Here is a 24,384-nt window from a genome sequence, read left to right on the forward strand (position 1 = left end):
TGCGCTCCTTAGAAGCTCGTTGGCCAGGTGCGCAACAGGTGTTCGCCAACACCGTTGGTCCGGGCGCGGTAGTGGTCCTTCAGGGCGCCGAGGATGAACTCGCGCGTTTCGGACGGGTCGATGACCTGCTCGAAGCCGAACACCTGGGCCACGTCGTAGGCGGTGGTGCCCTTGTTCATCTCCGCGAGGCGCAGCTCGTACATCTCCGGGTCGGTTTCCTTGTCGATGCCGTACACCACGGAGACCGCGGAGGTCGGGTCCATGAAGCTGACCTCGGAGGACCACCAGCCGGCCGTCGCGTCGGCGGTGCCGCCGCCGCCCATGTTGATCAGGGCCTGGCCGTAGTTCTTGCGCATGGTGACGGCGATCTTCGGCACGGTGACCAGCGAGAGCGCGTTCATCCAGTTGATGATCTTGCCGGCGACCTTGCTGCGCTCGGCCTCGAGGCCGATCAGGAAGCCCGGCTGGTCGACGAGCATGACCACGGGGATGTTGTAGGAGTCGCAGAGAACCAGGAAGCTGGTCGCCTTGTCGCAGGCCGCTCCGTCCAGCGCGCCGCCCTTGAACATCGGGTTGTTGGCGATGATGCCCACGGACTGGCCGCCGATGCGGGCCAGCGAGGTGACCAGGGACTTGCCGTAGCGGGCCTTGATCGGGAACACCGAGCCGGTGTCGGCGACGATGTCGATGACCTTGCGCACGTCGTAGGTCTGGGTGCGGGACTCGGGGACGATGTTCTTGATTTCCTCGGCGCGTTCGCCGGATCCGTGAGGGATCGGTGCGAGCGGCGGGGTCTCGCCGTTGTGCGAGGGCAGGTAGGAGAGGAAGCGGCGGATCAGTTCGATCGCTTCCTCGTCGGTGTCGGCGACGGCGTCGGCGAAGCCGGTGACCTCTGCGTGCATCTTCCAGCCGCCGAGTTCCTGGGCGTCGACCTGCTGGCCGGTGGCGCGGGCGACCAGGTTGGGGCTGGACACGGCGAGCACGGCACCCTTGCGGAAGACCGCGAAGTCGGAGGCCATGGTGTGCCAGGCGGCCGAACCGAAGCAGTAGCCGAAGGCCGCGGAAACCCACGGGCTTTCGCGCTGGCGCAGGAAGCGGGTCTTGCCGCTGGCGGAGCCCATGCCGGTGCCGCCCATGGCGTCGGGCATGCGCACGCCGGTGGATTCGCAGAGGTAGACCAGCGGCTGGCCGGTCTTGACGACCAGTTCCTTGAAGTGGGACATCTTCTTGTTGCTGATCGGGGACGAGGACGATCCCTTGACGGTGAAGTCGTAGGCGACAACGCTCGCACGTCGGCCGTCGACCTCTCCGGTTCCGGTGATCTTGCCGTCGGCGGGGGTCTTGTCGCGGTCCGCAGGCACTGCGGAGGTCACGAACAGGCCGCTCTCGCGGAAGGTTCCCGGGTCCAGCAGCAGCGCGATGCGCTCGCGTGCGTTCAGTTCGCCCTTGGCGCGGCGCGCCTCAAGCTTCCTGGAACCGCCCATGGCCAGCGCAGCGGCACGCTTCTTCTCGTGCTCCTGCTCGCGGGTCAGCTTGGCTTCCTCGATGTCGACCACGTCGGTCTTGACTGCTTCGGTTGTCATTTCTACTGCCTTCCGTCTGCGCCAAGCGACGCCTGGTGGATCTGCTTGCTCTGTTCGAGCACTGCCCGTGAGGCCAATGCCGCGTCTTCGAAGGCCCCGAAGACCGGGATGCCGATGGCCCGTGCGCGCTGGGCGTAGGCCTTGACCATGTCGCCGGTTCCGGCGCTGCCGTCGGACTTCAGCACCAAGAGCTGGTGGGTGTTCGAGTGTGATTCGTCGCGGGCCGCGGCGATCGAGTCGATGATGGTTCCCGTCACGTCGCCGTGGGTGGCCCCGAGGTTGCGCTGGATGATGCCCACGTTCAGGTGGGTGATCAGCACGGCGGGTTCGCTGCCGGCCAGGACGACCTTGAGGATGTCCCCCGCCACGCCGCCGCTCTTGACGGCCAGCGTGCCGGCCGGAACGTCGATCGGGTTGTGGAAACCGTTGCCCGGCGGAACCTCGAGGGATTCCAGTTCGGCAATGACCGATTCCGGAAGCGGCGTGGTGGAGATGCCCTGGCGGTCAAGTGCGTCGGCGCCGAGCACGCTGGCTCCGCCGCCGTTGCCGAACAGGACGGCCTCGTTGCCGTTTGGCTTGACGCCGAGGTCGACGGTCGAGAGCGCGTGCAGGGCGGTGGCGAAGTCGGCGAGCGAATCCACGAGGGTGATGCCGGCCTGGCGGGCGATGGCCGGCCACAGCCGGTGGTTGCCTGCCAGGGCGCCGGTGTGGCTGGTGGCGGCACGCGATCCGCCGCTGGTGCGGCCGCCGGCAAGCAGCACGACCGGCTTGCGGGTCTCGGCCGCGTCAAGCACGTCCAGGACCTCGCGGGCAATGCTGAGCGATTCCAGGTACAGGCCGATGACGTGGACCTCGTCGTTGCCCAGGTGGGAGGAGACAAGTTCGGCGGCACTGACATCGGCGCTGTTGCCGATGCTGACCACCGAGTGGAAGTCGATGCCGCTGGAGGCGCCGACGCGCAGGATGTCGACCGACAAACCGCCGCTCTGCGAAACCACGGCGGTGGTGCCCGGGGTCAGCGGTGCCTCGGGGACGAAGGAGAGCTTTCCGGCCGAGGCGTGGGTGCCCAGGCAGTTCGGGCCGATCAGGCGGATGCCCGACTCGCGGACCGTCGAGACAAGCTGCGCCTCGAGTTCGACGCCCTCTTCGATCTCGCTGAAGCCGCTGGAGACGACCTGTGCGAAGCGCACGCGGCCGGCGCCGGCTCCCAACGCCTCGGCGACGCGTGCCGCCGGAAGGGCAACGAAGGCGTAGTCGATCGGCTCGGTGACCTCGGCGAGGGAGGCAACGGCCGGCAGGCCCTCGATGACGGCGGTGGTGGGGTTGACCGGAATGATCGTCCCGTCGAAGCCGCCGGCAAGGATGTTGCGGATGAAGCGGTTGGCCAGGTTCGGGCGCTTTCCGCTGGCTCCGAGCACCGCGATGCGGCGCGGTGTGAACAGCGGGGCGAAGTCGGTGGGCTTGGCCTCGATCGCGGCGGCCGGCTTTGCCTCGACCTCTCCGACGACGAAGCGGGCGTCGACCGCCACGGCACGGGTGTCCGAAACGATGACCGGGTTCAGGTCGATCTCGGTGACGTCTTCCGGCAGCGAGGCCAGCAGGCCGGCGGGGCCGGCAAGGCGGGAGATCAGGACGACCAGCGCGTCGATGTCTGCCTTGACGCCGCCGCGGGCGCCGTTGAGCACCTTCATGCCGCGCAGTTCGGCGAGCATGTCGCGGATCTGGTTTTCGGACAGGGGCGCCAGGCCGAAGGCCACGTCTTCGAAGACCTCGACCAGGACGCCGCCCAGGCCAACCATGACGGTCCAGCCCAGTCCGGGGGCACGCACTGCGCCGACAATGATTTCGTGGCCGGCCGGAACCATTTCCTCGACCAGCAGGCCGTCGAGCTTGTGCCCGAAATCGGCAAGGCTTTCGCGCATCTGCGCAGCGACCTCGTTGAGTTCGGCGCGGGTCACGCCGACGCGGACACCGCCCGCATCCGACTTGTGGACGAGAGTCGTGGAGATCGCCTTGACGACCAGGGGCTCACGAAGGTGGCCGGGAAGTTCCTCACCCACGGCGATTTCAACGCCCTGGGGGGTATCGATTCCGAATGCCGAAAGCAGGGATTTTCCTTCTGCTTCGGTGAACATGGCCGACTCCCGGGTCTTGGCCTGCGCAATGAACTCAACGATGGTGGCGGAGCTACTAGGCTTGGCTGTATCGACTAACAACTGGGGGCACCTCACTGAACGTTGGATCGGACGGCAAGAACTCGCGCCCGGTGTGACTTCAGTCTCCTGAGTCAAACCAATTCTGGGAAGCATTTTGGCGCTGGCACGGTGATATGCCTGCGCTATCGGAGGCCTTTATCACCGGCATTTTTTCCGGCCCTGAATGCAGCCAAAACCGTGAATCGCACCCTTCAGCGGGACGCTTTTCGAACCCCGACGGCCACCCTAGAACCGCCTTTTCGGCGCCTCGGTCCACCTCTGCCCGGGTCGCACGCACGCCGCAGGAATGCGGAATGCCCGGCAGTTTCCTGCCGGGCATTCGTGGGTTGCTCGTTGCCGGGGGCCGGGCCCGCCGGGACCCTCTCGAGCCGTCAAGACGTTCATATCGAGGCTGGCCCCTAGATGGCCTTGGCGCTCTCCCGCAGGAGGCGCAGGAACGCCTGCACTGCCGAGGACCTGGCCTCGTCCTTCCGCACGATGGCCGCGGTGCTGGCATGCGCCCACTCGAAGGGTAGCGGGACCAGCGAAACGCCGTTGCCGCTGACGGTCGAGTCCAGCAGCGTGTTCGCCATGCAGATTCCAACCCCCGCACGCACCATGGCCTGCGATGCCTCCGCGTTGGGAGTGGTGAATACGATTTTGGCTTCGACCCCCTCGAGCAAACGCTCCCACGCCTTACAGAAGATGCTTGATTCCGCGGGGAATATCAGTGCCTCCCCCTCGAGGTCCGAGGGGACGAAGTCGTCCTTGTCGGCGAGCCTGTGCCCTTCGGGAACACACAAGACCAACCGGCCGGAGCTCAGGTTGATGTGGTGGATCAAGGTGTCTTCGGCCGGGGCCAGTTCGATGCCCGGCAACCGGGTCACCAGTCCCACGTCCAGCTGGCCGCTGATGACGCCGCTGACAACCATTCTTGACGGCCCCTCGTCCACTTCGAACCGCACGTTCGGGAACTCGGTCAGCAGGCGCTTGACCACCCTGGGAAGGATGGTCTGAGATGCGGCCGGCACCGTGCCGAGCCGGACGGTGCCAAGCTTCAGTCCGCCGATGGCGCTGGCCTCCTCGCGCAGCATCCTCTCGGCCTGGACCGCTGCAACCACGTGTGGCAGGATCCTTTCCGCGGCATAGGTCGGGCGCACGCCCTTGGCCCCGCGGGTTACCAGGATGACACCGAGATCTTCTTCGAGCCGCTGCACTTGGTTGGTGATCGTCGGCTGGGAAATATCGAGTTCCTTGGCGGCTTGCCGGAACGATCCGGTTCGCAATGCCGCCTCCAGGTAGCGCAACTGCGCAAATCTCATGGCAATCTCTTTCTAACTGTCGCGGCCACAAGCCGCATGTGGCCCACGTTACCCTGATCGCACTCCGTTGCGGGATTTCGTGAAGGAGTCGAACCCGATGCACCCACCCGAGTTCAGCCAAACAACTCGTCGAGACCCGTGGAATCCCGGGACAATGCGCCGCCCTCGACCGGGATCGTGGTTCCGGTGATGTAACCCGCCGCGGGCGAAAGCAGGAAAGCAAGCGCCGCAGCGATTTCAAACGGCTGACCGAGCCGGCCGAGCACCGACCGTGAAGACAGGGCCCGCTCCTCCTGGCTGCTGCGCTCCTTGGCCGCCACGCGCGGAGAAAGGAACAGGCCGGGGGCCACCGCGTTGACCCGGACGCCGCGGGGCCCGTGCTCCGCGGCCATCTGCTTGACCCAGATTTCCAGCGCGGCCTTGGCCGGGCCGTAGCCCGGCGCCAACAAACCTCCCCGTGAGGCGACGGTGCTGGAGACGTACGCAATCGATCCGTTGGAAACCAGGGGCGCCAGGGCCCTTGCCGCCAGGAAGGCGTGGCCGAGGTTCGTCTTGAAGTCCTGCTCCCAGGCCTCCAACGAGTACCCGGCTATCTGGTTGCGGTGCATCTGCCCGATCACATCGACATACCCGTTGATCTGCCCGAATTCCGCGACGACCGCCCCGGCGATGGCTTCGGCACCGTCCTCGCTGGTGGCATCGGCCACCAAGAACGGCATGCCCAGCTCTTCGGCCAGCGACCGCAGGGGCTCGGTGTTGATGTCCACGCACAGCACGCGCCCTCCCAGCCCGACGATCGTGCGTGCAACGTGCTCGCCCAGGCCGCTGCCCGCGCCGAGGATGACATACGAGTTGCCATCAAGCCTGAATAGGTTCGCGTGGTCGATGCCGGTGGCGGGAAGCGGCCGCGCGGGATTGCTGATTTCCATGGGGTTCCTCTCGTTGTACGAAACCGGCCGGGGACGCATTGGATGTGTCCCCGGCCGGTTTCGTTCGGGCCATTGTTTTGGACCGCTAGCGAACTAGCGCGTCCACTTGGTAACCGCTTTTTGGACGCCGGAGATGGAAAGGTCCAGGACCATGGACAACAGGCCCATGGCCAGCAGGATTGCGAAGGTCTCCGAAACCTGGAAGTTGTTGGTCACGACGACCAACCGCTGACCCAGACCGGTGTAGGCGCCGACCATTTCGGAAACCACGGCGCCAAGCACCGAGTAGACGGCGCCCAGGCGCAGCCCGCCAATGATCGACGGCAACGCCGAGGGCAGTTCGATCTTGAAGAAGCGCTGCCTGCGCGTCATGCCCAGCGACTGGGTCAACTGCTTGATGTCGTGGTCGATGCTTTGCAGGGCACCCATGGTGCTGGTCATCAGGACGAAGAACACGACGCTGAAGGCAACCAGTGCCTTCGGGCCGAAGCCAAGGCCGAACCAGAGGATGAAGATCGGAGCCAACGCCGGACGCGGAAGGCTGTTCATCAAGGTCAGGAAGGGCCTGGCCGCGACGTGGAGGACCTCGACGCGGGCGAAGGTGACGCCCGCCAGGATGCCGAGGATCGCACCGGAGACCAGACCGGCCATGGCGCCACTGAACGTCGCCGAGACGTCGACCCAGAAGGTCCCGTCACCCAGCTGCTTGATGAAGGATGTCCCGACTTCGCCGGGAGTGGAAACCAGCGTCGGATCCATGATCCCCTGGCTGGTGACAAAGCCCCAGGTGAAGACAAATGCGGCGAGCAGGCCGACCCTCAGGCCCCAGACACTCACTTGTCGGTTGATGCGCGATCGGCGACGTTCCGCGAGGATCATGCTGTCGCTGTAGGCCGGGGCGCCAGAGGTGGCGACCAAGTTATCGGCTGTGGAGATCGTTTCCATGTCAAACCTTTCCCTTACGGTATTCGGTGGTGCTGGATGAATTAGGCTTCGCGCGGGGCTCGGACGAGCTTCGAGTCAAGTGGCGAAGAAGTGTGCGGTCCACCGGTGACCTGTAGGACGGTTCCGGTGATGAAGCTGGACGCGCCGGAGCACAGGTACAGGCATGCGTCGGCGACTTCCTCCGGCAGGCCCACGCGGCCGAGTGCCAGGAACTCGCCGAAGGACTTCTCGACCTCTTCCGAGGCGAAGCGCGAGGACGGGGTCAGGGTCGCGCCGGGCTCGACGCAGTTGGCGCGCACGCCGCGGTCGGCCCACTCCCACGACATGGTCTTGGTCAGCGAGGCAAGCCCCGCCTTGGCGGCGGCGTAGGCGCCGCGCATCGGGTGTGCATAGTTCGCCGAGCCCGAGCCGACGTTGATGATGTTGCCGCCGCCCTGCTTCTCGAAGACCGGGAGGCAGGCGACTGCGGTGTGGAACGCGCCGGTGAGGTTGGTGCCGATCGTCGCATTCCACGCGTTGGCGGAAAGGTCCTCCAGGCGCGCGGCGAAGTTGCCGCCGGCGTTGTTGATCAGGATGTCGATCCGGCCGAATTCCTCGAGGGCCGCGCTGACCAGCGCATCGGCGGTCGCCGGTTCCTTGATGTTGCCGGTGACCACGACGGCCTTGCGTCCGAGCGCGCGGATCTGCTCGGCCTTTGCTTCCAGTGTCTCGGCCTTGCGGCCGTGCAGGATCAAGTCTGCGCCGGCTGCGGCGAACTTGTCGGCGAGCGCCTGCCCGATACCGCCGGATGCGCCCGTCACGATGACGACCTGGCCGGTGAAATCGAAGGTGGTCGTACCCACCTTTTTGCTGTTGGTGATGGCTGTGTTCGTCATCTGACGTCCTCCTGAATTGGTGCGCGCCCGGTGTGTGCGGCTGACTCACGCACGGCGGGCCCTCATGGCAATGGTGCGTTTTGAGAAAGCTTCGTTCCATTTGCAACCAAGGGCAATGTTGGAATCGCTATCGAGGCGATAGGCCCGGATTGGCCGACTTTTTCTTGACTCTGTCGCCAAGGTGTTCAACGATTCATGGACAAGTTGGTGACGTGCACCACAACTCAAACCACCCCGGTTTCCCCTTGTTCAAGGCTGTTCCAGCGTGACCAATGACGGCGCCGGCTCAGCAATCGTGAACCACAGCAGACTGCCAAACGGGTCGGCCCCGCAAACTAATGACTGGAGCGACAATGCCCAATTCAACCCTCCGTTCAACCGGCGATAGCGAAACACTTGCGATGGAATCGACGGCCACGCCGTCCACAGCCAGCGGGGTCTCCGTCGAGTTCCAGAACGTGAACCACAGCTTCCTCCATGGCGACCGGCCGGTGCGGGTGTTGGACAACTTCAATCTCCGCATCGAACCCTCGGAATTCGTCAGCATCGTCGGCCCGTCGGGCTGCGGCAAGACGACTGCCCTCGGCATGGTCGGCAACCTCCTGAAGCCGCGCGCGGGCAAGGTCCTCATCGACGGCAAGCCGGTGCGTCCCGGAAGCAACGACGCTGCGTTCCTCTTCGCCCGGGACGCCCTGCTTCCGTGGCGCCGGGTCCGCAGCAATGTGGAGCTCGGCATGGAGATCCGCGGCGTTCCCAAGGAAGAGCGCCGCGTGCGCGCCGAGGAATGGCTGCGCAAGGTCCGCCTGCACGAGTTCGCCGATTCCGACGTCCTGCACCTCTCGCAGGGCATGCGCCAGCGCGTGGCCATCGCGCGCACCCTGGTGCAGAACCCCAAGGTCCTGCTGATGGACGAGCCGTTCGCGGCCCTCGACGCACAGACCCGTGCGATCCAGCAGGAAGAGTTCACCGGCCTGTGGGAGGCCGAGCGTCCCACCGTCATCTTCGTGACACATGATTTGGAGGAAGCCATCCTCTTGAGCGACCGTGTGATTCTGATGGCCAGCCGCCCGGGCCGCATGGTCGTCGACATGAAGATCGATCTCGAGCGCCCGCGGCGCCAGGAGATGCGCCGGGATTCCGATCTCTTCAAGTCCTATTTCCACGACATGTCCGATCGACTTCGGAGCGAAGTCGATCTCGCCGAACAGCGCATCCGGGAGGAGAGCAAGAATGGCTAAGACCCTGCAAAAAGTTGCCGGCGCCGAAGGCGCCACCGTGGCCTACCGCCAGTACGGCCACGGGCCGCGCCTGATCACCGTCCTGCACTCGCTGGCGCTGGACGGGTCTTGGTACGCACCCCTGGCCGAGGCGCTCGGCGAAGAATACCAACTGCTCGCGCCCGACTTCCGCGGCCACGGGGAAAGCCCGCGCGGCGACACCGCCCCGACGCTGGGCCTCGTCGCCCGCGACATCGCCGCCATGTGGGACGCCGAGAACGTCGAAAGCTCGGTCATCCTGGGCATCTCGCTGGGCGGCATGGTCGCCCAGGCCCTTACCGGCAGCTTCCCCGACCGCGTCGACGCACAGATCCTGATGGCAACACGCGGCGCCTACGACGAGGCGGCGGCCCGCGGAACCCTGGCCCGCGGGGCAGAGGTGCGGGCCCCCCACGGGCTCGAGGACGTCGAGGACGTGACCATGCACCGCTGGTTCGGCGAGAACTCGACCGATGCCTCCAACCCCATGGTCCAGCAGGCCCGCACACAGTTCCTCGAGGCCGGCGGCAACACGATCGCCGAGTACTTCGAGGCCATGACCACGGTCGGCGACTTCCAGCTGGACTCGCCGCCGCCAACCCTCGTCGTCGGCGGCGACGATGACCGGAGCATCCCCCGCCCGGTCGTCGAGCAGCTTGCGGCCTCGATCGCCGGCGCGGAGCTGCTCTTTGCCAAGGGCGGACACCTCGTCGCCTTCGAGAACCCCCACGAGGTCGCCGCAACGGTGCGGCCGTTCCTCGACAGCCTTGATTGCTGGACACGCTAACGGCCCTCGAGCCCGCCGCACCCACTTATTTACTGCCTTACGGAGAAGAAATGAACAAGACCCTGGATCGCACCACGACGCAGGTCAGTGAAGAAGAACTTGCCGCCCACCTTGAGTCGGCCCAGGTCCCTGCGCTGATCATGCTGACTGCCCATGTCACCGGCGACACCAGCGTGCTGCGCGACGAATGGCGCCCGAACCTCCGGGCCCTGCCGAGCAGCGGCCTGGATGCGGAAGCCGAGGCCGCAGCCCGCGCCGTCTGCTTCGAGCTGCTGGCACCGCACCTGGCGACGCAGAACATCTGGGCTTCGGTTCCCAGCGAGGAACTCCGCCTGGCCATGAGCACCTGGCTGATGGGTGCGCCCGTCGAGGACGCCTTGGCCATGTCCGAGGTCTCCTTCATCCCGAACAACACCGACCCGCGCCAGCCGGAGTGGAAGCTTGCGGACATTGCCCCGGACACCGCCCTGAACGCCGTGGTCATCGGTGCCGGCTTCTCCGGCCTGCTCGCCGGCCTGCGCCTGAAGCAGGCGGGCGTCCCGTTCAAGATCATCGAGAAGAGCCAGGACGTCGGCGGCACCTGGTGGGAAAACACCTACCCGGATTGCCGCACCGACGTGCGCAGCCACATCTACACCTACTCCTTCACCCAGCACGACTGGGAGACGCACTTCGGGCGCCAGGACAAGATCCACGAATACCTGCACCAGTTCGCGAAGGACAACGGCCTGCTGGAGCACATGGTCTACGGCACCGAGGTCACCGCGACCCGCTGGAACGAGGACACCAGCACCTGGACGCTGGAGACCAAGACCGAGCAGGGCGTCGGGGAAACCTTCGAGTCCAGCATCGTGGTCAGCGCCGTGGGCCAGCTCAACCGCCCCTCGGTCCCGAACCTGGAAGGCCTTGACACCTTCAAGGGGCCCATCGTGCACTCCGCGCGGTGGGACCACAGCATCGACTTCTCCGGCAAGAAGGTCGTCGTCGTCGGCACCGGCGCCAGCGCCCTGCAGTTCGCCCCGGCAGTCGCCAAGGTCGCCGAACAGGTCACCATCTTCCAGCGCAGCGCTCCGTGGCTGCGTTCCACCCCGGTGCTCCGCCAGGAGATCGCGGACGGCGAGCGCTGGCTGCTGAACAACCTGAACCAGTACCGCGCCTACTACCGCTTCTCGATCTTCCTGCCGCGCGTCGTGGGCAACCTCGCGGCCGCCACCGTCGATGAGGACTTCGGGCCGACCGAGGTCTCGGTCTCTGCGGCCAACGAGGCGCTGCGCCTCGACCTGACCTCCTACCTGCTCGACCAGGCCGGCGACGACGCCGAGCTGGCCAAGCAGATCATCCCGAACTACCCGCCGGCCGCCAAGCGCATCATCTGCGACGACGGCACCTGGGTCAAGACCCTCAAGCGCGACAACGTCCGCCTGGTTTCCCAGGGCGTGAACCGCGTCGACGAGACCGGCGTGTGGCTCGGCGACGAGCACATCGAGGCCGACGTGATCCTGCTGGGCACCGGCTTCAAGGCCGCCGACTTCCTGCTTCCGATGTCCGTCGCGGGCATCGGCGGCAAGGACCTGCACGAGACCTGGGGCATCGACGCCAGCGCCTACCTCGGTTCCACGCTTCCGGGCTTCCCGAACTTCTTCTGCATGTACGGGCCGAACACCAACACCGTCATCCACGGCAACCTGGTCTTCTTCCTGGAATGCCAGGCCGTCTACATGCTCGACGCGATCAAGACCCTGGCAACCGGCGGCTACAAGTCGATGGACCTGCGCGACGACGTGTTCTTCGCGTACGACAAGGAAATCGTCTCCGAAAGCGCCAAGCGCACCTGGGGCTGGTCCAAGACCCACTCCTGGTACATGAACGCCGAGGGCCGCTCCACCATCATGTGGCCGCTGCCGGCACGGAACTACTTCGAGCGCACCTCCAAGGTCCGCACCGAAGACTACAAGCTCGGCTAATCCCCCATGACTTCAATTACCAGATCCACTTCAACGGAGGCTACCTTGCTCACCGAGACACCCTTGCTCACCGAGACGACCGAAGTCGTCGCCAATCTCGAGACCCGCTACCTGTCCGGCGGTCCGACCGCCGGGGCCCCCGTGGTCGTGTTCCTGCACGACGGCGCGTGGGGTGGCGCTTCGGATGTGACCTGGGGTGGCATCCTGCCGCTGGCCGCCGAGAACTTCCGCGTGATTGCACCGGACCTGCTCGGCTACGGCGGATCCGCCAAGTCGATCCGCCTGGATGTTTCGCCTTTCGCGTTCCGCCTGACCCACCTGTTCTCGCTGCTGGACCACCTGGGAGTCACCGAACCGGTGCACCTGGTCGGCAACTCCTTCGGCGGCTCGTTGACCCTGCGCGCACTGACCAACCCGGCGCTGCGCGAGCGGATCGCCTCGGTGACCACCATCGCCGGCACCGGCGGCGCCTGGCGCGGGGCCGACCTGGCCAAGATCGGCGACTTCGACGGCACGCCCGAGCGCCTGGAAGAAATCGTCGGCTACCTGTGCGAACCGTTCGACGGCAAGGATGCCCAGCTCGAGGCCCGCATGCGCTGGGCCGTCGCGCCGGGGCACTTCGCCTCCATGAAGGCCCCGCACACCGCAGTGCCCGAGGCCATGGCTATCCAGCGTCCGGCGGACCCGTACCCGGGCAACCTGGCGGGTGTGAACACCCCGGCCTTGCTGATCGAGGGCAAGGACGACACCTTGTTCGAAAGCGGCTGGAGCGCAAAGCTGCAGGAATTCCTGCCGCAGGCCAAGGCCGAGGTCATGGATTCCAAGCACAGCCCGAACATCAGCCAGCCACAGCAGACCTGGGACCTCATCAATGGGTTCCTGACCGAGATCACGAAGGGTGGCAACGCATGAGCGCGCCGGCACTGGTTATTTCGGGCGGTTCCTCGGGAATCGGCGAAGGTCTGGTCAACGACCTTCGCAATGACTGGGACATCACCTCGGTCTCCCGCTCGCTGCCGACCAACCCGCTCGACGGGGTCAAATACGTGGCGGGCGACGTCGCCGGAAACGCACCAGAGGCCGTGCGCGAGTCGCTGGCTGCACAGGGCCGCACCAGCATCCACTCGCTGATCCACTGTGCCGGCGTCGGCTTGTTCGGCAAGTTCCTGGATACCTCCAAGGCCGACTGGGAGCGCACGCTGCTGCTGAACCTGCACGGCACGCTGAACTTCATCCAGGGAACCGCCGACCTGGTGGAGGACGGCGGACGCATCGTGCTGTACTCCTCGGGCACCGTGTTCAAGGCTCCGGGTGGCGCTGCCGCCTACGCCGCGTCCAAGGCGGGCATCATCGGTTTTGCCCGCAGCTTCGCCGTGGAGATGGGCGAACGCAACATCACCGTCAACGTGATCGCCCCCGGGCTGGTCATGACGCCGCTGGCCGCCAAGCTCGCCGGCGGCGAGGCCAAGAACATCGAGACCCGCGCCATCAAGCGCGCCTCCGTGGTCGAGGACTACGTGGGACCGACCCGCTTCTTCCTCTCCGAGGGCTCCGGGTTTGTCACCGGACAGACGCTGGTCGTCGACGGCGGTTCGATCCGCCGCTGATTCCCGCATCCATCCCAGGCCGCCGGCCCGCACCCCTCACGGGGTGCGGGCCGGCGGCTTTTTGGTGCCCGAGCGGGTTCCACACAACGCAGCCCGTGCTCCGGCGAGCGGCACAGAGCGCGAGGCATGCTGCACGAGGAGGCGTGTCGCGCCCGGAGCCTACGGCGCCTTGAGGGCTTGGCTCATGGGGGGCTCGTAACCGCCTGTCCCGGCGACCGCGGGCAGGACATTGCGGAGCGGCCTTGGCACAGGGGGCCGCAGGACGCCCACGGCGCCGGCTGAGGCCCCGAGCCCGCCGCGGGCGAGCCGGGCCCTCAGTTGCCGACGGGGGCCTCGTCGCGGCGGAATGAAGCCCCGGGCGGCCGACCGCCCGATCACGGCGGCGTGCCGAACACCTTGGGGTCCCGTCCAGGGTTTCCCGTACAACGCAAAATCCCGGCACGCGCCCCGTTTCGGGATGCGTGCCGGGATTCGCTTGGAAACGGCCCGTGGAGCCGGCTGCCGGCAGCCGATTCCGGTTAGGACAGCGGCGGGAAGAGCATCGTTCCGGCGGCCGCAACCACCAGGATCACCAGCGTGGCCAGGGACGCGAGCACCAGCGAGCGGCTGCCCGAACGCATCAGGCCCTTGATGTGGACGCCGAGCCCGAGCCCGAACATCGCGGCGGCCAGCAGGAAAGTCTGGGCCACCTTGGCGGCATCCAGCAGGCCCGCCGGCACCACGCCGGTGGTGCGCAGCAACATCATGGCAATGAATCCGAGGACGAACAGCGGCACCAGCGGCGGCTTCTTGGCATCCGTCACGTCATGCTTCTTGCGCATGTAGATGCTCACGCCGGCCACGATCGGGGCCAGGGTGACCACGCGGGCCAGCTTGACCGTCACGGCCACGGCGAGGGCGCTGGAGCTGACCGCGCCTCCGGCTGCGACCACCTGGGCCACCTCGTGGGTCGAGGCGCCGATGAACATGCCGATGGCCTCGTCGTTCATGCCCATGAGAGCGCCAAGCGCAGGCACGATCGGGATCATCAGGGTGCCGAAGAGCACCACCAGGCCGATGGCCGTGGCCACCTGGTCCTGCTTGGCCTTGGTCGCGCCTTCGGCGGCCGCCACGGCCGCCGCACCGCAGATGGAGAACCCTGCGGCGATCAGCAGGCGCTGCGGCAGCTCGATGTCCAGCCACTTGCCGATGAGCAGTGCTGCGCCAAACGTCACGCCGACGCTGAGCACAACCACCAGCAGCACGCCCGGGCCGAGGCCTAGGATCTGGGAGAGCGAAAGCTGCAGCCCCAGCAGCACGATGCCCGTGCGCAGCAGCTTCTTGGAGGAGACCGTCACCCCGGGCATCAAGATCGCGGGGACATTCATCGTGTTGCGCCATATCGCGCCGAGCAGGATGGCGATCAGCAGCGGGCTGGCCCCGGGCAGCAGCTTGGAGGCCGCCAATGCGATCGCCCCGCCGATGATGCAGGCGACCAGGCCGGGCAGCAGCCGGCTGAACCCCGAACCGGGGGCCGGGGCCAGCGTCGGCTCCACTGCCTTCGGGGCGGGAATGCTCCTCGGGGCTTCGAGTGATATGTCTTCTTTTCGCATACTACGACGTTTTCACGCCCGGGCCGTCACAGGTAGGCACAGGCTGGCCATCACGGACATATGATGTTGATATGGATAGCGCTGCGGGACGAATGCCCGGGATCGAACACTGGATACAAATGTCTTCGCTCGCGCTGCTGGTCGGCATCGCCGACCACGGCAGCCTCAGCGCAGGCGCACGCTCCGTGGGCATGGCCCAATCGAACGCCACGCGGGCCGTGAAGACCCTGGAGCGCCGCCTGGGGTTCCCGCTTCTTTCCCGCGCGACGACCGGCTCGAAGCTCACCCAGGAGGGAACGCTGGTCGTCGAGTGGGCGCGCGAGGCGCTCCAGAGCCTCAACACCCTGTGGACAGGCGCCCAGGCCCTGGCCGCCCCGGCGGACAGGGAATTCACCTTCGCGGCCAGCATGACGGTTGCCGAGCACCTGGCACCCACGTGGATCGGCCGGCTGCATGAGGTCGATCCACGCATCAAGACCAAGCTGCGGGTGATGAACTCCCGCGAGGTCATCGCCGCCGTAAACAACCGCGACGTCGCGCTCGGGTTCGTCGAGACCCCGGATGTGCCCCCGCAGCTGTCCTCAGCCACGGTGTGGACCGACGAGCTCGTGCTCATCGCCCCGCCCGGCCACCCCTGGGCCGCGCGCCGGGAACCGGTCACCCTGCGGGAGCTGGCGGCGACGCACCTGGTGGAGCGGGAAGCCGGATCCGGGACCCGCGCCTTCCTCGACGAGCGCGTCGGCGCTGCCAGGGCAACGCCGATCGTGGAGTTCAACAGCAACTCGGCGATCTGCCAGTCGGTCTCGGCCGGCATGGGGCCGGCGGTGCTGAGCCGCCTGGCCGTGGAAGGCTCCCTGCGCATGGGCAGCTTCATCCAGGTGCCGCTGCACGAGGGAAACCTGGTCAGGAACCTGCAGGCCATCTGGCGGGGTCCCGCCCCGACGGAAGGGCCCGCGGCAATGCTGCTGGGCATCTGCGCACGGGCGCGGTCCGGCTACTGAGAACCCGCCGGGAATCGGCAGACAGCCCGGAGTGCTAGAAGCTGACGATCATCCGGGTGTTGCCCAACGTGTTGGGCTTGACCCGCGCCAAGTCCAGGAATTCGGCCACGCCCTCATCGGTGGAACGCAGCAGTTCGGAGTAGACCTCCGGGTCGACGGCGGATTGCTCTTCCATCACGCTGAAGCCGTGCCGCAGGAAGAAGTCGACCTCGAAGGTCAGGCAGAACACCCGTGCCACGCCAAGTTCGCGGGCCTCGGCCAGCAGCCGGTCCAGGATCCGGTGGCCGACGCCCTTGCCGCGCCACGCGCCGTCGGTGGCCAGGGTCCTCACCTCGGCGATGTCCTCCCACATCACGTGAAGGCCGCCGCAACCGATCACGGCTCCGGCTTCATCCACGGCGACGAAGAACTCCTGCAGGTTTTCGTAGTAGGCAACGGCTTCCTTTTCCAGCAGCACCCTGTCCTTGGCCAACGGCCTGACTAGTTCACGGATGCTTTTCACATCGCCGGTACGGGCGCGCCTGACGGTAAAGGAGGTCATGTTTTTATCCTATGCCCACCGGGCCGGAGGGCCGCGTTTTATGTAGCAGCACCCCGGGACGCCAAGAAGCCCGCAATCCAAGTTCATGGATTGCGGGCTTCTTGATGGTGGTTCGATCGGCGGTTAGCCCTCGATGGCGACCGGAGCCGGTTCGCCTTCGAGCTGCGGAGTGCCGCCCTCGCCCTTGAAGGTGAAGGTCGCTTCGTCGCCCTCGCCCTCGACGTCGACCTTGATGTGCTGACCGGCGGTGATCTCGCCGAAGAGGATCTTCTCGGAGAGCTGGTCCTCGATGTCGCGCTGCATGACGCGGCGCAACGGGCGGGCACCCATCGACGGGTCGTAGCCGCGGGTTGCCAGCAACACGCGAGCCGCAGGGGAAAGCTCGATGGTCATCTTCCGGTCGACCAGGCGCTTCTGCAGGCGGGCGAGGAACAGGTCCACGATTTCCACGATCTCGTCCTGGGTCAGCTGCGGGAAGACCACAACGTCGTCAACACGGTTCAGGAACTCGGGGCGGAAGTGCTGACGCAGTTCTTCCTGCACCTTGGCCTGCATGCGGTTGTAGCCGGTGCGGGTGTCGGTGGCCGACTGGAAGCCGGTCATCACACCCTTGGAGATGTCCCGGGTGCCAAGGTTCGTGGTCATGATGATCACGGTGTTCTTGAAGTCGACGACGCGGCCCTGGGAGTCGGTCAGGCGACCGTCCTCCAGGATCTGCAGCAACGAGTTGAACAGGTCGGCGTGCGCCTTCTCGACCTCGTCGAAGAGCACGACGGAGAACGGACGACGACGGACCTTCTCGGTGAGCTGGCCACCCTCTTCGTAGCCGACGTATCCCGGAGGGGCACCGAAGAGGCGCGAAACCGTGTGCTTCTCCGAGTACTCGGACATGTCCAAGGTGATCAGTGCATCTTCCTCACCGAAGAGGAACTCCGCGAGGGCCTTGGCCAGCTCGGTCTTGCCGACGCCCGTCGGGCCGGCGAAGATGAACGAGCCGCCGGGGCGGTTCGGATCCTTCAGGCCGGCACGGGTGCGGCGGATGGCCTGGCTGATGGCCTTGATTGCCTGGTCCTGGCCGATGACCCGCTTGTGCAGTTCATCTTCCATGTTCAGCAGGCGCGTGGACTCTTCCTCGGTCAGCTTGATGACCGGGATGCCGGTGGAGTTGGCAAGGACCTCGGCGATGAGTTCGGCATCGACCTCGGCGATCTCGTCGAGCTCACCGTTCTTCCAGGCTTTTTCCTTCTCGGCGCGGGCTTCCTGGAGCTTGCCTTCCTTGTCGCGCAAGGCTGCAGCACCTTCGAAGTCCTGGGCATCGATGGCCGCTTCCTTCTCCAGTCGAACGGTCGAGATTTCCTCGTCCATCAGCTTCAACGCAGGAGGGGCGGTCATGCGGCGGATGCGCAGGCGCGCGCCGGCCTCGTCGATCAGGTCGATCGCCTTGTCAGGCAGGAAGCGATCGGAAATGTAGCGGTGGGCCAGCTGGGCTGCCGCAACCAAGGCTCCATCGGTGATGGAGACGCGGTGGTGTGCCTCGTAGCGGTCACGCAGGCCGCGCAGGATCTGCGTGGTGTGCTCCACGGAAGGTTCCTTGACCTGGATCGGCTGGAAGCGACGCTCAAGCGCTGCATCCTTCTCGATGTGCTTGCGGTACTCGTCAAGCGTGGTGGCGCCAATGGTCTGCAGTTCGCCACGGGCCAGCATCGGCTTCAGGATCGAGGCGGCATCGATTGCGCCCTCGGCGGCACCGGCACCCACGAGGGTGTGGATTTCGTCGATGAACAGAATGATGTCTCCGCGGGTGCGGATTTCCTTGAGGACCTTCTTCAGGCGTTCCTCAAAGTCGCCGCGGTAGCGGGATCCGGCAACCAGCGAGCCAAGGTCCAGCGTGTAGAGCTGCTTGTCCTTGATCGTTTCCGGGACGTCGCCACGCACGATCGCCTGGGCCAGGCCCTCGACGACAGCGGTCTTGCCGACGCCGGGCTCGCCAATGAGCACAGGGTTGTTCTTCGTGCGGCGGGAGAGGACCTGCATGACGCGTTCCATCTCGAACTCGCGCCCGATGACCGGGTCGAGCTTGCCCTCGCGGGCGGCAGCGGTGAGGTTGCGGCCGAACTGGTCAAGCACTGCGGAACCCGCAGGCGTGCCTTCTGACTGGCCGCCGGAGCTTACGCCGGCGCCTGCGGTTTCCTTGCCGCCCTGGTATCCGGAGAGCAGCTGGATGACCTGCTGGCGGACGCGGGACAGGTCCGCCCCGAGCTTCACGAGGACCTGGGCGGCAACGCCCTCGCCTTCGCGGATCAGGCCAAGCAGGATGTGCTCGGTCCCGATGTAGTTGTGGCCCAGCTGCAGCGCTTCACGCAGGGAAAGTTCCAGGACTTTCTTGGCGCGGGGGGTGAAGGGTATGTGACCGGAAGGAGCCTGCTGGCCCTGTCCGATAATCTCTTGAACCTGTTCGCGAACTGCACCAAGCGAGATGTTCAGCGACTCAAGGGCTTTGGCCGCGACTCCCTCGCCCTCATGGATGAGGCCGAGCAAAACGTGCTCGGTTCCGATGTAGTTGTGGTTGAGCATGCGCGCCTCTTCTTGGGCAAGCACGACAACGCGACGGGCACGGTCGGTAAATCTCTCAAACATGCGGCACACTCCTAGCTAACACGTATTTCGATGCTACGCATCAATTTCCCGCTCGTGTGGAATGTTCGCCCAAGGGATAACATTGTTCACCCTCGGCGTTTTCCATATGCATTAAACGCGCAAGGGGATCGGGCCCGTTTGGACCCAATCCCCTGCAGACAATCATTTCCCCAATCGGGCTCCCACTAACAGCTAAATGGCAGCCCTCCGGGCATGACTACTTCGACTTCGAACGAGACTTCTTAGCCATCGCAGCATGGTAGGCGGCAATTACATCTGCCTGCAGACGACCACGAGCGTTGACCTTCACGTTGTTCTCCTTGGCCCAGGCGCGGATGGCCGGAGCTTCCTTTGGAGTGAACTGCTTCGACGCACGCGCAACCTTGATGTACGGCTTCAAGGCCTCGCGGAATGCTTCAGCATTCGCTTCGTTTAGATCAATTTCATAGTGTTGCCCACCAATGCCAAAAACGATGGATTCGCTTGCCTCAGAACCGTCAATATCGTCAATCAATGCAATCTGAACCTGACGTGCCATTAGCTACTCCTTGTGTTGATGGGAAAGCGCCTGAACCTAATAACGGTTTCAATCCATGCGCCCACCCTTATCATAAACACAAGTAAGCATCATCTAACAAGTAGAAATTATGGCATTCAGCTAATTCTCAGACTGGGAACTATTTTTGCCTGTTTCATCTAAGTTCGATTTCATTTGTTCGTCGACTTCAGCTTCAGCCAAGCGTTCAGTACGGTCGACATTTGATACAGCTCGAATAACAAACCAAAATATCAGCGCTACAACTACGGTTGGAAGCAGTGCCTCGATATAAGGCATATTATGCCTCCGGCTTGAGCAACGGGAATAGAATGGTTTCGCGAATTCCGGTGTCGGCAAAGAGCATCACCAGTCGGTCAATACCCAATCCAATGCCGCCCATGGGCGGGGCACCGTACTCAAGTGCACGCAGGAAGTCTTCGTCCAACTGCATGGCTTCGTCATCGCCATCCGCAGCCATGCGCGATTGTTCGGTCAGGCGATCGCGCTGCACCACCGGGTCGATAAGCTCCGAGAAAGCGGTGCCGCGTTCCATGCCACCAATGATCAAGTCCCAGGCTTCGATGACACCCGGCTTGCTACGGTGTGGGCGTGCCAGCGGCTGCGCTGCCGGCGGGTAGTCATAGACGAATGTCGGATTAATCAAAGTCGGCTCAACAATTTCGCCAAACAATTCCATGACAAGTTTTTGAGATCCCCATTTAGGGTCGATCTTTACTTCATGCTTCTCCGCGATTGTACGCAGGGTTTCAGCATCAGTATCCGGAGTAATTTCCTCGCCCACAGCTTCGGAGAGGCCCGGGTACACGCTAAGCCATGCCCATTCGCCGTCAAGGTTTACGGTACCCCTGGACGTTTCAAGAACGCGGCCAGCACCGATCGCATCGGCCGCATTAAGGATGATTTCCTTGATGCGATCGGCCATCACGAACTGATCTGCGTACGCTTCGTAGCATTCCAACGTGGTGAATTCCGGTGAGTGGGTGGAGTCCACGCCCTCATTGCGGAAGATGCGTCCCAGTTCGAAGACACGATCGATTCCGCCAACCACTGCGCGCTTGAGGTAAAGCTCGGTCGCGATGCGCAGGGTCATGTGCTGGTCAAAGGCGTTTAGGTGCGTCTCGAACGGACGTGCAGAAGCGCCACCATGAATCAGCTGAAGCATCGGGGTTTCAACTTCAACGTAGCTATACGAGTGCAGGGTGTCGCGAACCGCGCGGGTGATTGCGGCGCGCTTGTAAACCATCTGGCGGGCTTCGTCACGGACAATCAGGTCGGCGTAGCGCTGGCGCACGCGGGTTTCTTCGTTGAGCTCTGCATGCAGGACCGGCAGCGGACGCAGTGCCTTGGAGGCCATCTGCCAGTCTGTGGCCATTACGGAAAGTTCGCCGCGACGCGAAGAAATTACTTCACCGGTGATCAAGACATGGTCGCCGAGATCGACCAGCGACTTCCAGTCGGCAAGTTTTTCTTCGCCGACATTAGCCAGGGAAAGCATGGCCTGGAGGCGGGTTCCTGCGCCTTCCGGGCCGCCTTCCTGCAAAGTGGCAAAGCAGAGCTTTCCGGTGTTTCGCATGAAGACGATTCGCCCGACGATGCCCACCTGGACGCCGGTGGCCGTGTCTGGTTCAAGTTCCGGGAAAAGCGCGCGGACTTCTTGAAGCGAGTGAGTGCGTGCAACTCCCACCGGGTATGCTTCTTCGCCGCGTGCCAACAATGCGGCGCGCTTATCCATGCGTACTTGACGCTGGTCGTTGGGGTCGGTGGTGTTAGCTACGGGGGAAGTTTTTTCGGCAGTCACAATCGTTAATTCTACGTTGCATTTGCTGAGTGTGGGCTGCGAGGTGTCCAGCGACACCACAACGCCTGTTGACAACCACTTCCAGGAAATATGAAACCTGAGAGAGGACATTCCGGTATCGGACGACGGGACCATCTCGCCCTATGTCCGTAATGCAATACCTTGCTTAGGGATGAGCACCTGCACCTATAGACACACCAAAAGGAATACACGACTCTTTGCCAGCGGCCTTAAAGTACACCTAGTTGAAATCGGAGCCGGCCTTTGGGATGGAATGAAATAGATGATTCCTCCGTTCCAGGGAAAACTCTCCTCGGAACGGAGGAATCATCGTTGCTCACAAATATTCTGTTGTGAAGGGTCCTTGCCAATTACCAGATCTTCACGCGGTCTTCCGGATCAAGCCACATTCCGTCACCGGGCTTGGTTCCAAATGCTTCATGGAAGGCATCCATGTTCTTCGGAACCTGGTTGCAGCGGAACTCGCCCGGCGAATGGGGATCAGTCGTAATTCGCGTGACCATGGTTTCCGGACGCATCAGGGTGCGCCAGCATTCAGCCCAGGAGTAGAAGAATCGCTGATCACCAGAGAGCCCATCGACAACTTCGTCGAGTTCCACGCTGTTTGCGGCAAGGTCCATCTTGTAGGCGGTGTAGGCGATGCCCAATCCGCCAAGGTCACCGATATTTTCGCCCAGAGTGAGCTTGCCATTGACATGGTGTTCGGGTGCTTCCGGCGGCACAAGCGCGTCATACTGCTCGACAAGCTTTCCAGTCAGCGAATCGAAGGCCGCACGGTCCTCATCGGTCCACCAATTCTTCAGCTCACCGGTCCCGTCGAATTGGGATCCCTGGTCATCAAAGCCGTGACCGATCTCGTGACCGATTACGGCGCCGATGGCGCCGTAGTTCGATGCAGCGTCTCGATCTGCGTCAAAGAAGGGGAAACGCAAGATGGCCGCGGGGAACGCGATCTCGTTGAGCAGCGGGTGGTAGTACGCATTGACGGTCTGCGGGTACATGAACCAAAGTTCGCGATCGACTCCGTCGTCGATCTTCTTTAGCTCGCGCAGAAATTCGAATTCGTTAGAGGCAGCAACGTTTGAAATAACGTCATCTGCGACCGCGGCAATCGAGGAATAGTCGATCCATTCATTGGGGTAGCCGATCTTGGAGCGGAACATCGAGAGTTTCTCGAGGGCCTTCTCCTTGGTTTCCGGGCTCATCCATTCGAGGTTGGCAATGGAAATCCTGTAAGCGTCAATCAGCTTGGCGACCAACGCCTCCATCTTGTCCTTGCTGCGCTGTGGGAAGTGCTCGGCCACGTACAGCTGGCCAATATCTTCGCCGACGGCTCCTTCCGTAAAGGCAACACCACGCTTCCAACGATCACGCAGCTCCTGCACACCGGAAAGTTTCGCCGAGTAGAAGGAGAAGTTCTCGTTGACGAAAGCGCTCGACAGGTATGGGGCATTCGAGCGAATCAGCTGGACGGCAAGCCAGTGCTGCCAGGATTCCAATGGAGCATCATGCAGGATCTCTTCAAGGCCATTGAGGTAGCTAGGCTGCCACACATCGACCTCGTTGTAGTACTTCTCGGCGATGCCGGCGCCCTTCAGCCAAAGCTCAAGGGAAGGAATGAGTTCAAGCAGTTGCTTGTTGCTCATCAAGTTGTAACGGGCTTGTGCGTCTCGGCATTTCACGCGGTCCCAGTGGTGCGAAGCAAGCTTGGTTTCCAAGTCGATGACGGCTTGGGCTGCCGTTTCAGTGTCCTTCAACTCGCCCAATGCCATCAAACGGGCCAGGTGCTCCTGATATTCTCCGCGAAGCTCGGCGAACTGCTCCTCACGGTAGTACGACTCGTCGGGCAATCCGAGGCCGCCCTGTGTGAAGGTCAGCAGATTACGCTCAGGGGCGCCTGCATCCGAGCTCGCGCCAGCCTGGATGAACCCTGATACTCCGCGTCGATAAAATGAGCCACTCAGACGTATGAGTTCCTCGATGTTGGTGGTCTCGTAGATTGCTGAAACATCCGCACGGATTGGCTCGACACCATTTGCTTCGATTCGCGCTTCATCCATGAAACTCGTGTAGATATTGGCAATGCGCTCTTTGCGGCCGTCGATTTCCCCTGCATTCTGGATCGTCTCTTCTTGCGCAGCTTCAATGATGGCGCGCACCGCCGCCTCGGAGTCATCGCGCAAGGCCATGAAGGATCCGTAGGTGCCTTGATCCGCGGGGATCTGTGCGGTGCTCAGCCATGAACCGTTGGCATGGCGGTATAGGTCGTCCTGAGGGCGAACGTCCTCATCCCGATGGCTCGTACGAACTGTCGATACTTCTGCTTCATCGGCTGGAACTAGAGATTTGGCATCCATCATTGTCCTCTTCATATGAGCGGGCTCTTTCCCATGGGTAGGGGCTCGAGCGATATGTCCTGGGTCTCAATGATTCACTTTACGCGTCTGAAACAAGAATTTGAGACTATTTTTCTTGGTTACTCCAGCGGTGAACCAATCACTACTTTCATCCGCAGCCTGTTATCCACAGAAGTTGTGGATAACGATTTACCGCGGGTGCTCGGGGGTTTTGCGGGGAAGGGCCCGGCCCGTTAACGCAGGCAGGGCCCCCGCGGCGTGCGGGGGCCCTGCGCCCCGGGGTTCCCGGGGGTGCCCGATGTTCCGGGTGCCCGGGTTTTCGGGGTTAAACATCGGAACCCCCCAGCCCGTGGCTGGGGGGTTCCGGGACAAGTTGTCCGGCGGTGTCCTACTCTCCCACACCCTCCCGAGTGCA

19 protein-coding genes are annotated in these 24,384 nt (G+C 63.9%); 6 read left to right on the plus strand and 13 right to left on the minus strand.

Annotation, left to right across the window (positions count from 1 at the left end):
- Window positions 1–8: 8 nt before the first annotated feature.
- From ACIQLF_RS19920 to ACIQLF_RS19945, 6 genes are all read right to left on the minus strand, one after another.
- Window positions 9–1,583 carry an acyl-CoA carboxylase subunit beta gene (locus ACIQLF_RS19920; RefSeq protein ID WP_400302400.1) on the minus strand — a complete coding sequence of 525 codons (1,575 nt, stop codon included), beginning with the start codon at window positions 1,581–1,583 and terminating at the stop codon, window positions 9–11.
- Between the two features lie 2 nt (window positions 1,584–1,585).
- Window positions 1,586–3,799: an acetate--CoA ligase family protein gene (locus ACIQLF_RS19925; protein WP_400302403.1), complete on the minus strand. Its 2,214-nt coding sequence runs from the start codon at window positions 3,797–3,799 to the stop codon at window positions 1,586–1,588.
- A gap of 398 nt (window positions 3,800–4,197) precedes the next feature.
- Window positions 4,198–5,100, minus strand: a complete 903-nt coding sequence (locus ACIQLF_RS19930) for a LysR family transcriptional regulator (RefSeq protein WP_400302405.1) — start codon at window positions 5,098–5,100, stop codon at window positions 4,198–4,200.
- A gap of 113 nt (window positions 5,101–5,213) precedes the next feature.
- On the minus strand, window positions 5,214–6,029 hold the full coding sequence (locus tag ACIQLF_RS19935) for an SDR family NAD(P)-dependent oxidoreductase (RefSeq protein WP_400302407.1): 816 nt from the start codon (window positions 6,027–6,029) through the stop codon (window positions 5,214–5,216).
- Between the two features lie 93 nt (window positions 6,030–6,122).
- Window positions 6,123–6,974, minus strand: a complete 852-nt coding sequence (locus ACIQLF_RS19940) for an ABC transporter permease (RefSeq protein WP_400302409.1) — start codon at window positions 6,972–6,974, stop codon at window positions 6,123–6,125.
- A gap of 41 nt (window positions 6,975–7,015) precedes the next feature.
- On the minus strand, window positions 7,016–7,849 hold the full coding sequence (locus ACIQLF_RS19945; RefSeq protein WP_400302411.1) for an SDR family NAD(P)-dependent oxidoreductase: 834 nt from the start codon (window positions 7,847–7,849) through the stop codon (window positions 7,016–7,018).
- A gap of 353 nt (window positions 7,850–8,202) precedes the next feature.
- On the opposite strand from ACIQLF_RS19945, the gene ACIQLF_RS19950 reads away from it, so the two are divergent.
- The 5 genes from ACIQLF_RS19950 to ACIQLF_RS19970 are packed head-to-tail and all read left to right on the plus strand — an operon-like array spanning window position 8,203 to window position 13,463.
- On the plus strand, window positions 8,203–9,087 hold the full coding sequence (locus ACIQLF_RS19950; protein ID WP_400302412.1) for an ABC transporter ATP-binding protein: 885 nt from the start codon (window positions 8,203–8,205) through the stop codon (window positions 9,085–9,087).
- Window positions 9,080–9,892, plus strand: a complete 813-nt coding sequence (locus tag ACIQLF_RS19955; protein WP_400302415.1) for an alpha/beta fold hydrolase — start codon at window positions 9,080–9,082, stop codon at window positions 9,890–9,892. Before ACIQLF_RS19950 ends, ACIQLF_RS19955 begins: the two co-directional genes overlap by 8 nt.
- Window positions 9,893–9,942: 50 nt before the next feature.
- Window positions 9,943–11,856 carry a flavin-containing monooxygenase gene (locus ACIQLF_RS19960; RefSeq protein ID WP_400302417.1) on the plus strand — a complete coding sequence of 638 codons (1,914 nt, stop codon included), beginning with the start codon at window positions 9,943–9,945 and terminating at the stop codon, window positions 11,854–11,856.
- Window positions 11,857–11,901: 45 nt separating this feature from the next.
- Window positions 11,902–12,768, plus strand: coding sequence for an alpha/beta fold hydrolase (locus ACIQLF_RS19965; protein ID WP_400302420.1), 867 nt, complete (start codon window positions 11,902–11,904; stop codon window positions 12,766–12,768).
- Window positions 12,765–13,463 (plus strand): SDR family NAD(P)-dependent oxidoreductase, encoded by a 699-nt coding sequence (locus ACIQLF_RS19970; RefSeq protein WP_400302421.1) that lies wholly within the window; start codon window positions 12,765–12,767, stop codon window positions 13,461–13,463. The genes ACIQLF_RS19965 and ACIQLF_RS19970 overlap by 4 nt, the downstream gene beginning before the upstream one ends.
- Window positions 13,464–13,981: 518 nt before the next feature.
- Here ACIQLF_RS19970 and ACIQLF_RS19975 read toward each other — a convergent pair.
- A complete protein-coding gene (locus ACIQLF_RS19975) occupies window positions 13,982–15,055 on the minus strand; it encodes a YeiH family protein (RefSeq protein ID WP_400302424.1) in 1,074 nt (357 codons plus the stop codon).
- Window positions 15,056–15,174: 119 nt separating this feature from the next.
- Here ACIQLF_RS19975 and ACIQLF_RS19980 point away from each other — a divergent pair, with 119 nt between their 5' ends.
- Complete coding sequence (locus ACIQLF_RS19980; protein WP_400302427.1) at window positions 15,175–16,056, plus strand: LysR family transcriptional regulator; 882 nt, start codon at window positions 15,175–15,177, stop codon at window positions 16,054–16,056.
- Between the two features lie 34 nt (window positions 16,057–16,090).
- Here the strand turns inward: ACIQLF_RS19980 and ACIQLF_RS19985 are convergent, their stop codons facing one another.
- The 6 genes from ACIQLF_RS19985 to ACIQLF_RS20010 all read right to left on the minus strand — a co-directional run bounded on the left by ACIQLF_RS19985 (window position 16,091) and on the right by ACIQLF_RS20010 (window position 23,969).
- Window positions 16,091–16,597 (minus strand): amino-acid N-acetyltransferase, encoded by a 507-nt coding sequence (locus ACIQLF_RS19985; RefSeq protein ID WP_400302430.1) that lies wholly within the window; start codon window positions 16,595–16,597, stop codon window positions 16,091–16,093.
- 123 nt (window positions 16,598–16,720) lie between these two features.
- Window positions 16,721–19,234 carry an ATP-dependent Clp protease ATP-binding subunit gene (locus ACIQLF_RS19990; RefSeq protein WP_400302432.1) on the minus strand — a complete coding sequence of 838 codons (2,514 nt, stop codon included), beginning with the start codon at window positions 19,232–19,234 and terminating at the stop codon, window positions 16,721–16,723.
- A gap of 217 nt (window positions 19,235–19,451) precedes the next feature.
- The gene (locus ACIQLF_RS19995) at window positions 19,452–19,772 is read right to left on the minus strand and encodes an Lsr2 family protein (RefSeq protein WP_210002809.1); all 321 of its coding nucleotides are present in this window, start codon (window positions 19,770–19,772) and stop codon (window positions 19,452–19,454) included.
- 120 nt (window positions 19,773–19,892) lie between these two features.
- Window positions 19,893–20,069 carry a hypothetical protein gene (locus tag ACIQLF_RS20000; RefSeq protein WP_400302435.1) on the minus strand — a complete coding sequence of 59 codons (177 nt, stop codon included), beginning with the start codon at window positions 20,067–20,069 and terminating at the stop codon, window positions 19,893–19,895.
- A 1-nt stretch (window position 20,070) separates the two neighbouring features.
- Window positions 20,071–21,702, minus strand: a complete 1,632-nt coding sequence (gene lysS / locus ACIQLF_RS20005) for a lysine--tRNA ligase (protein ID WP_400302438.1) — start codon at window positions 21,700–21,702, stop codon at window positions 20,071–20,073.
- 260 nt (window positions 21,703–21,962) lie between these two features.
- The gene (locus ACIQLF_RS20010) at window positions 21,963–23,969 is read right to left on the minus strand and encodes a M13 family metallopeptidase (RefSeq protein ID WP_400302448.1); all 2,007 of its coding nucleotides are present in this window, start codon (window positions 23,967–23,969) and stop codon (window positions 21,963–21,965) included.
- Window positions 23,970–24,384 lie beyond the last annotated feature (415 nt).

Source organism: Paeniglutamicibacter sp. NPDC091659 (genome assembly GCF_044756805.1).
GTDB lineage: Bacteria > Actinomycetota > Actinomycetes > Actinomycetales > Micrococcaceae > Paeniglutamicibacter.

Excerpts from the sequence above, each read along its gene's own strand:
- ACIQLF_RS19920 (WP_400302400.1), bottom strand. The coding sequence starts at position 1,583 with ATGACAACCGAAGCAGTCAAGACCGACGTGGTCGACATCGAGGAAGCC.
- ACIQLF_RS19930 (WP_400302405.1), bottom strand. The coding sequence starts at position 5,100 with ATGAGATTTGCGCAGTTGCGCTACCTGGAGGCGGCATTGCGAACCGGA.
- ACIQLF_RS19935 (WP_400302407.1), bottom strand. The coding sequence starts at position 6,029 with ATGGAAATCAGCAATCCCGCGCGGCCGCTTCCCGCCACCGGCATCGAC.
- ACIQLF_RS19940 (WP_400302409.1), bottom strand. The coding sequence starts at position 6,974 with ATGGAAACGATCTCCACAGCCGATAACTTGGTCGCCACCTCTGGCGCC.
- ACIQLF_RS19945 (WP_400302411.1), bottom strand. The coding sequence starts at position 7,849 with ATGACGAACACAGCCATCACCAACAGCAAAAAGGTGGGTACGACCACC.
- ACIQLF_RS19950 (WP_400302412.1), top strand. The coding sequence starts at position 8,203 with ATGCCCAATTCAACCCTCCGTTCAACCGGCGATAGCGAAACACTTGCG.
- ACIQLF_RS19955 (WP_400302415.1), top strand. The coding sequence starts at position 9,080 with ATGGCTAAGACCCTGCAAAAAGTTGCCGGCGCCGAAGGCGCCACCGTG.
- ACIQLF_RS19960 (WP_400302417.1), top strand. The coding sequence starts at position 9,943 with ATGAACAAGACCCTGGATCGCACCACGACGCAGGTCAGTGAAGAAGAA.
- ACIQLF_RS19970 (WP_400302421.1), top strand. The coding sequence starts at position 12,765 with ATGAGCGCGCCGGCACTGGTTATTTCGGGCGGTTCCTCGGGAATCGGC.
- ACIQLF_RS19975 (WP_400302424.1), bottom strand. The coding sequence starts at position 15,055 with ATGCGAAAAGAAGACATATCACTCGAAGCCCCGAGGAGCATTCCCGCC.
- ACIQLF_RS19980 (WP_400302427.1), top strand. The coding sequence starts at position 15,175 with ATGTCTTCGCTCGCGCTGCTGGTCGGCATCGCCGACCACGGCAGCCTC.
- ACIQLF_RS19985 (WP_400302430.1), bottom strand. The coding sequence starts at position 16,597 with ATGACCTCCTTTACCGTCAGGCGCGCCCGTACCGGCGATGTGAAAAGC.
- ACIQLF_RS19990 (WP_400302432.1), bottom strand. The coding sequence starts at position 19,234 with ATGTTTGAGAGATTTACCGACCGTGCCCGTCGCGTTGTCGTGCTTGCC.
- ACIQLF_RS19995 (WP_210002809.1), bottom strand. The coding sequence starts at position 19,772 with ATGGCACGTCAGGTTCAGATTGCATTGATTGACGATATTGACGGTTCT.
- ACIQLF_RS20000 (WP_400302435.1), bottom strand. The coding sequence starts at position 20,069 with ATGCCTTATATCGAGGCACTGCTTCCAACCGTAGTTGTAGCGCTGATA.
- lysS (WP_400302438.1), bottom strand. The coding sequence starts at position 21,702 with ATGTCCTCTCTCAGGTTTCATATTTCCTGGAAGTGGTTGTCAACAGGC.
- ACIQLF_RS20010 (WP_400302448.1), bottom strand. The coding sequence starts at position 23,969 with ATGGATGCCAAATCTCTAGTTCCAGCCGATGAAGCAGAAGTATCGACA.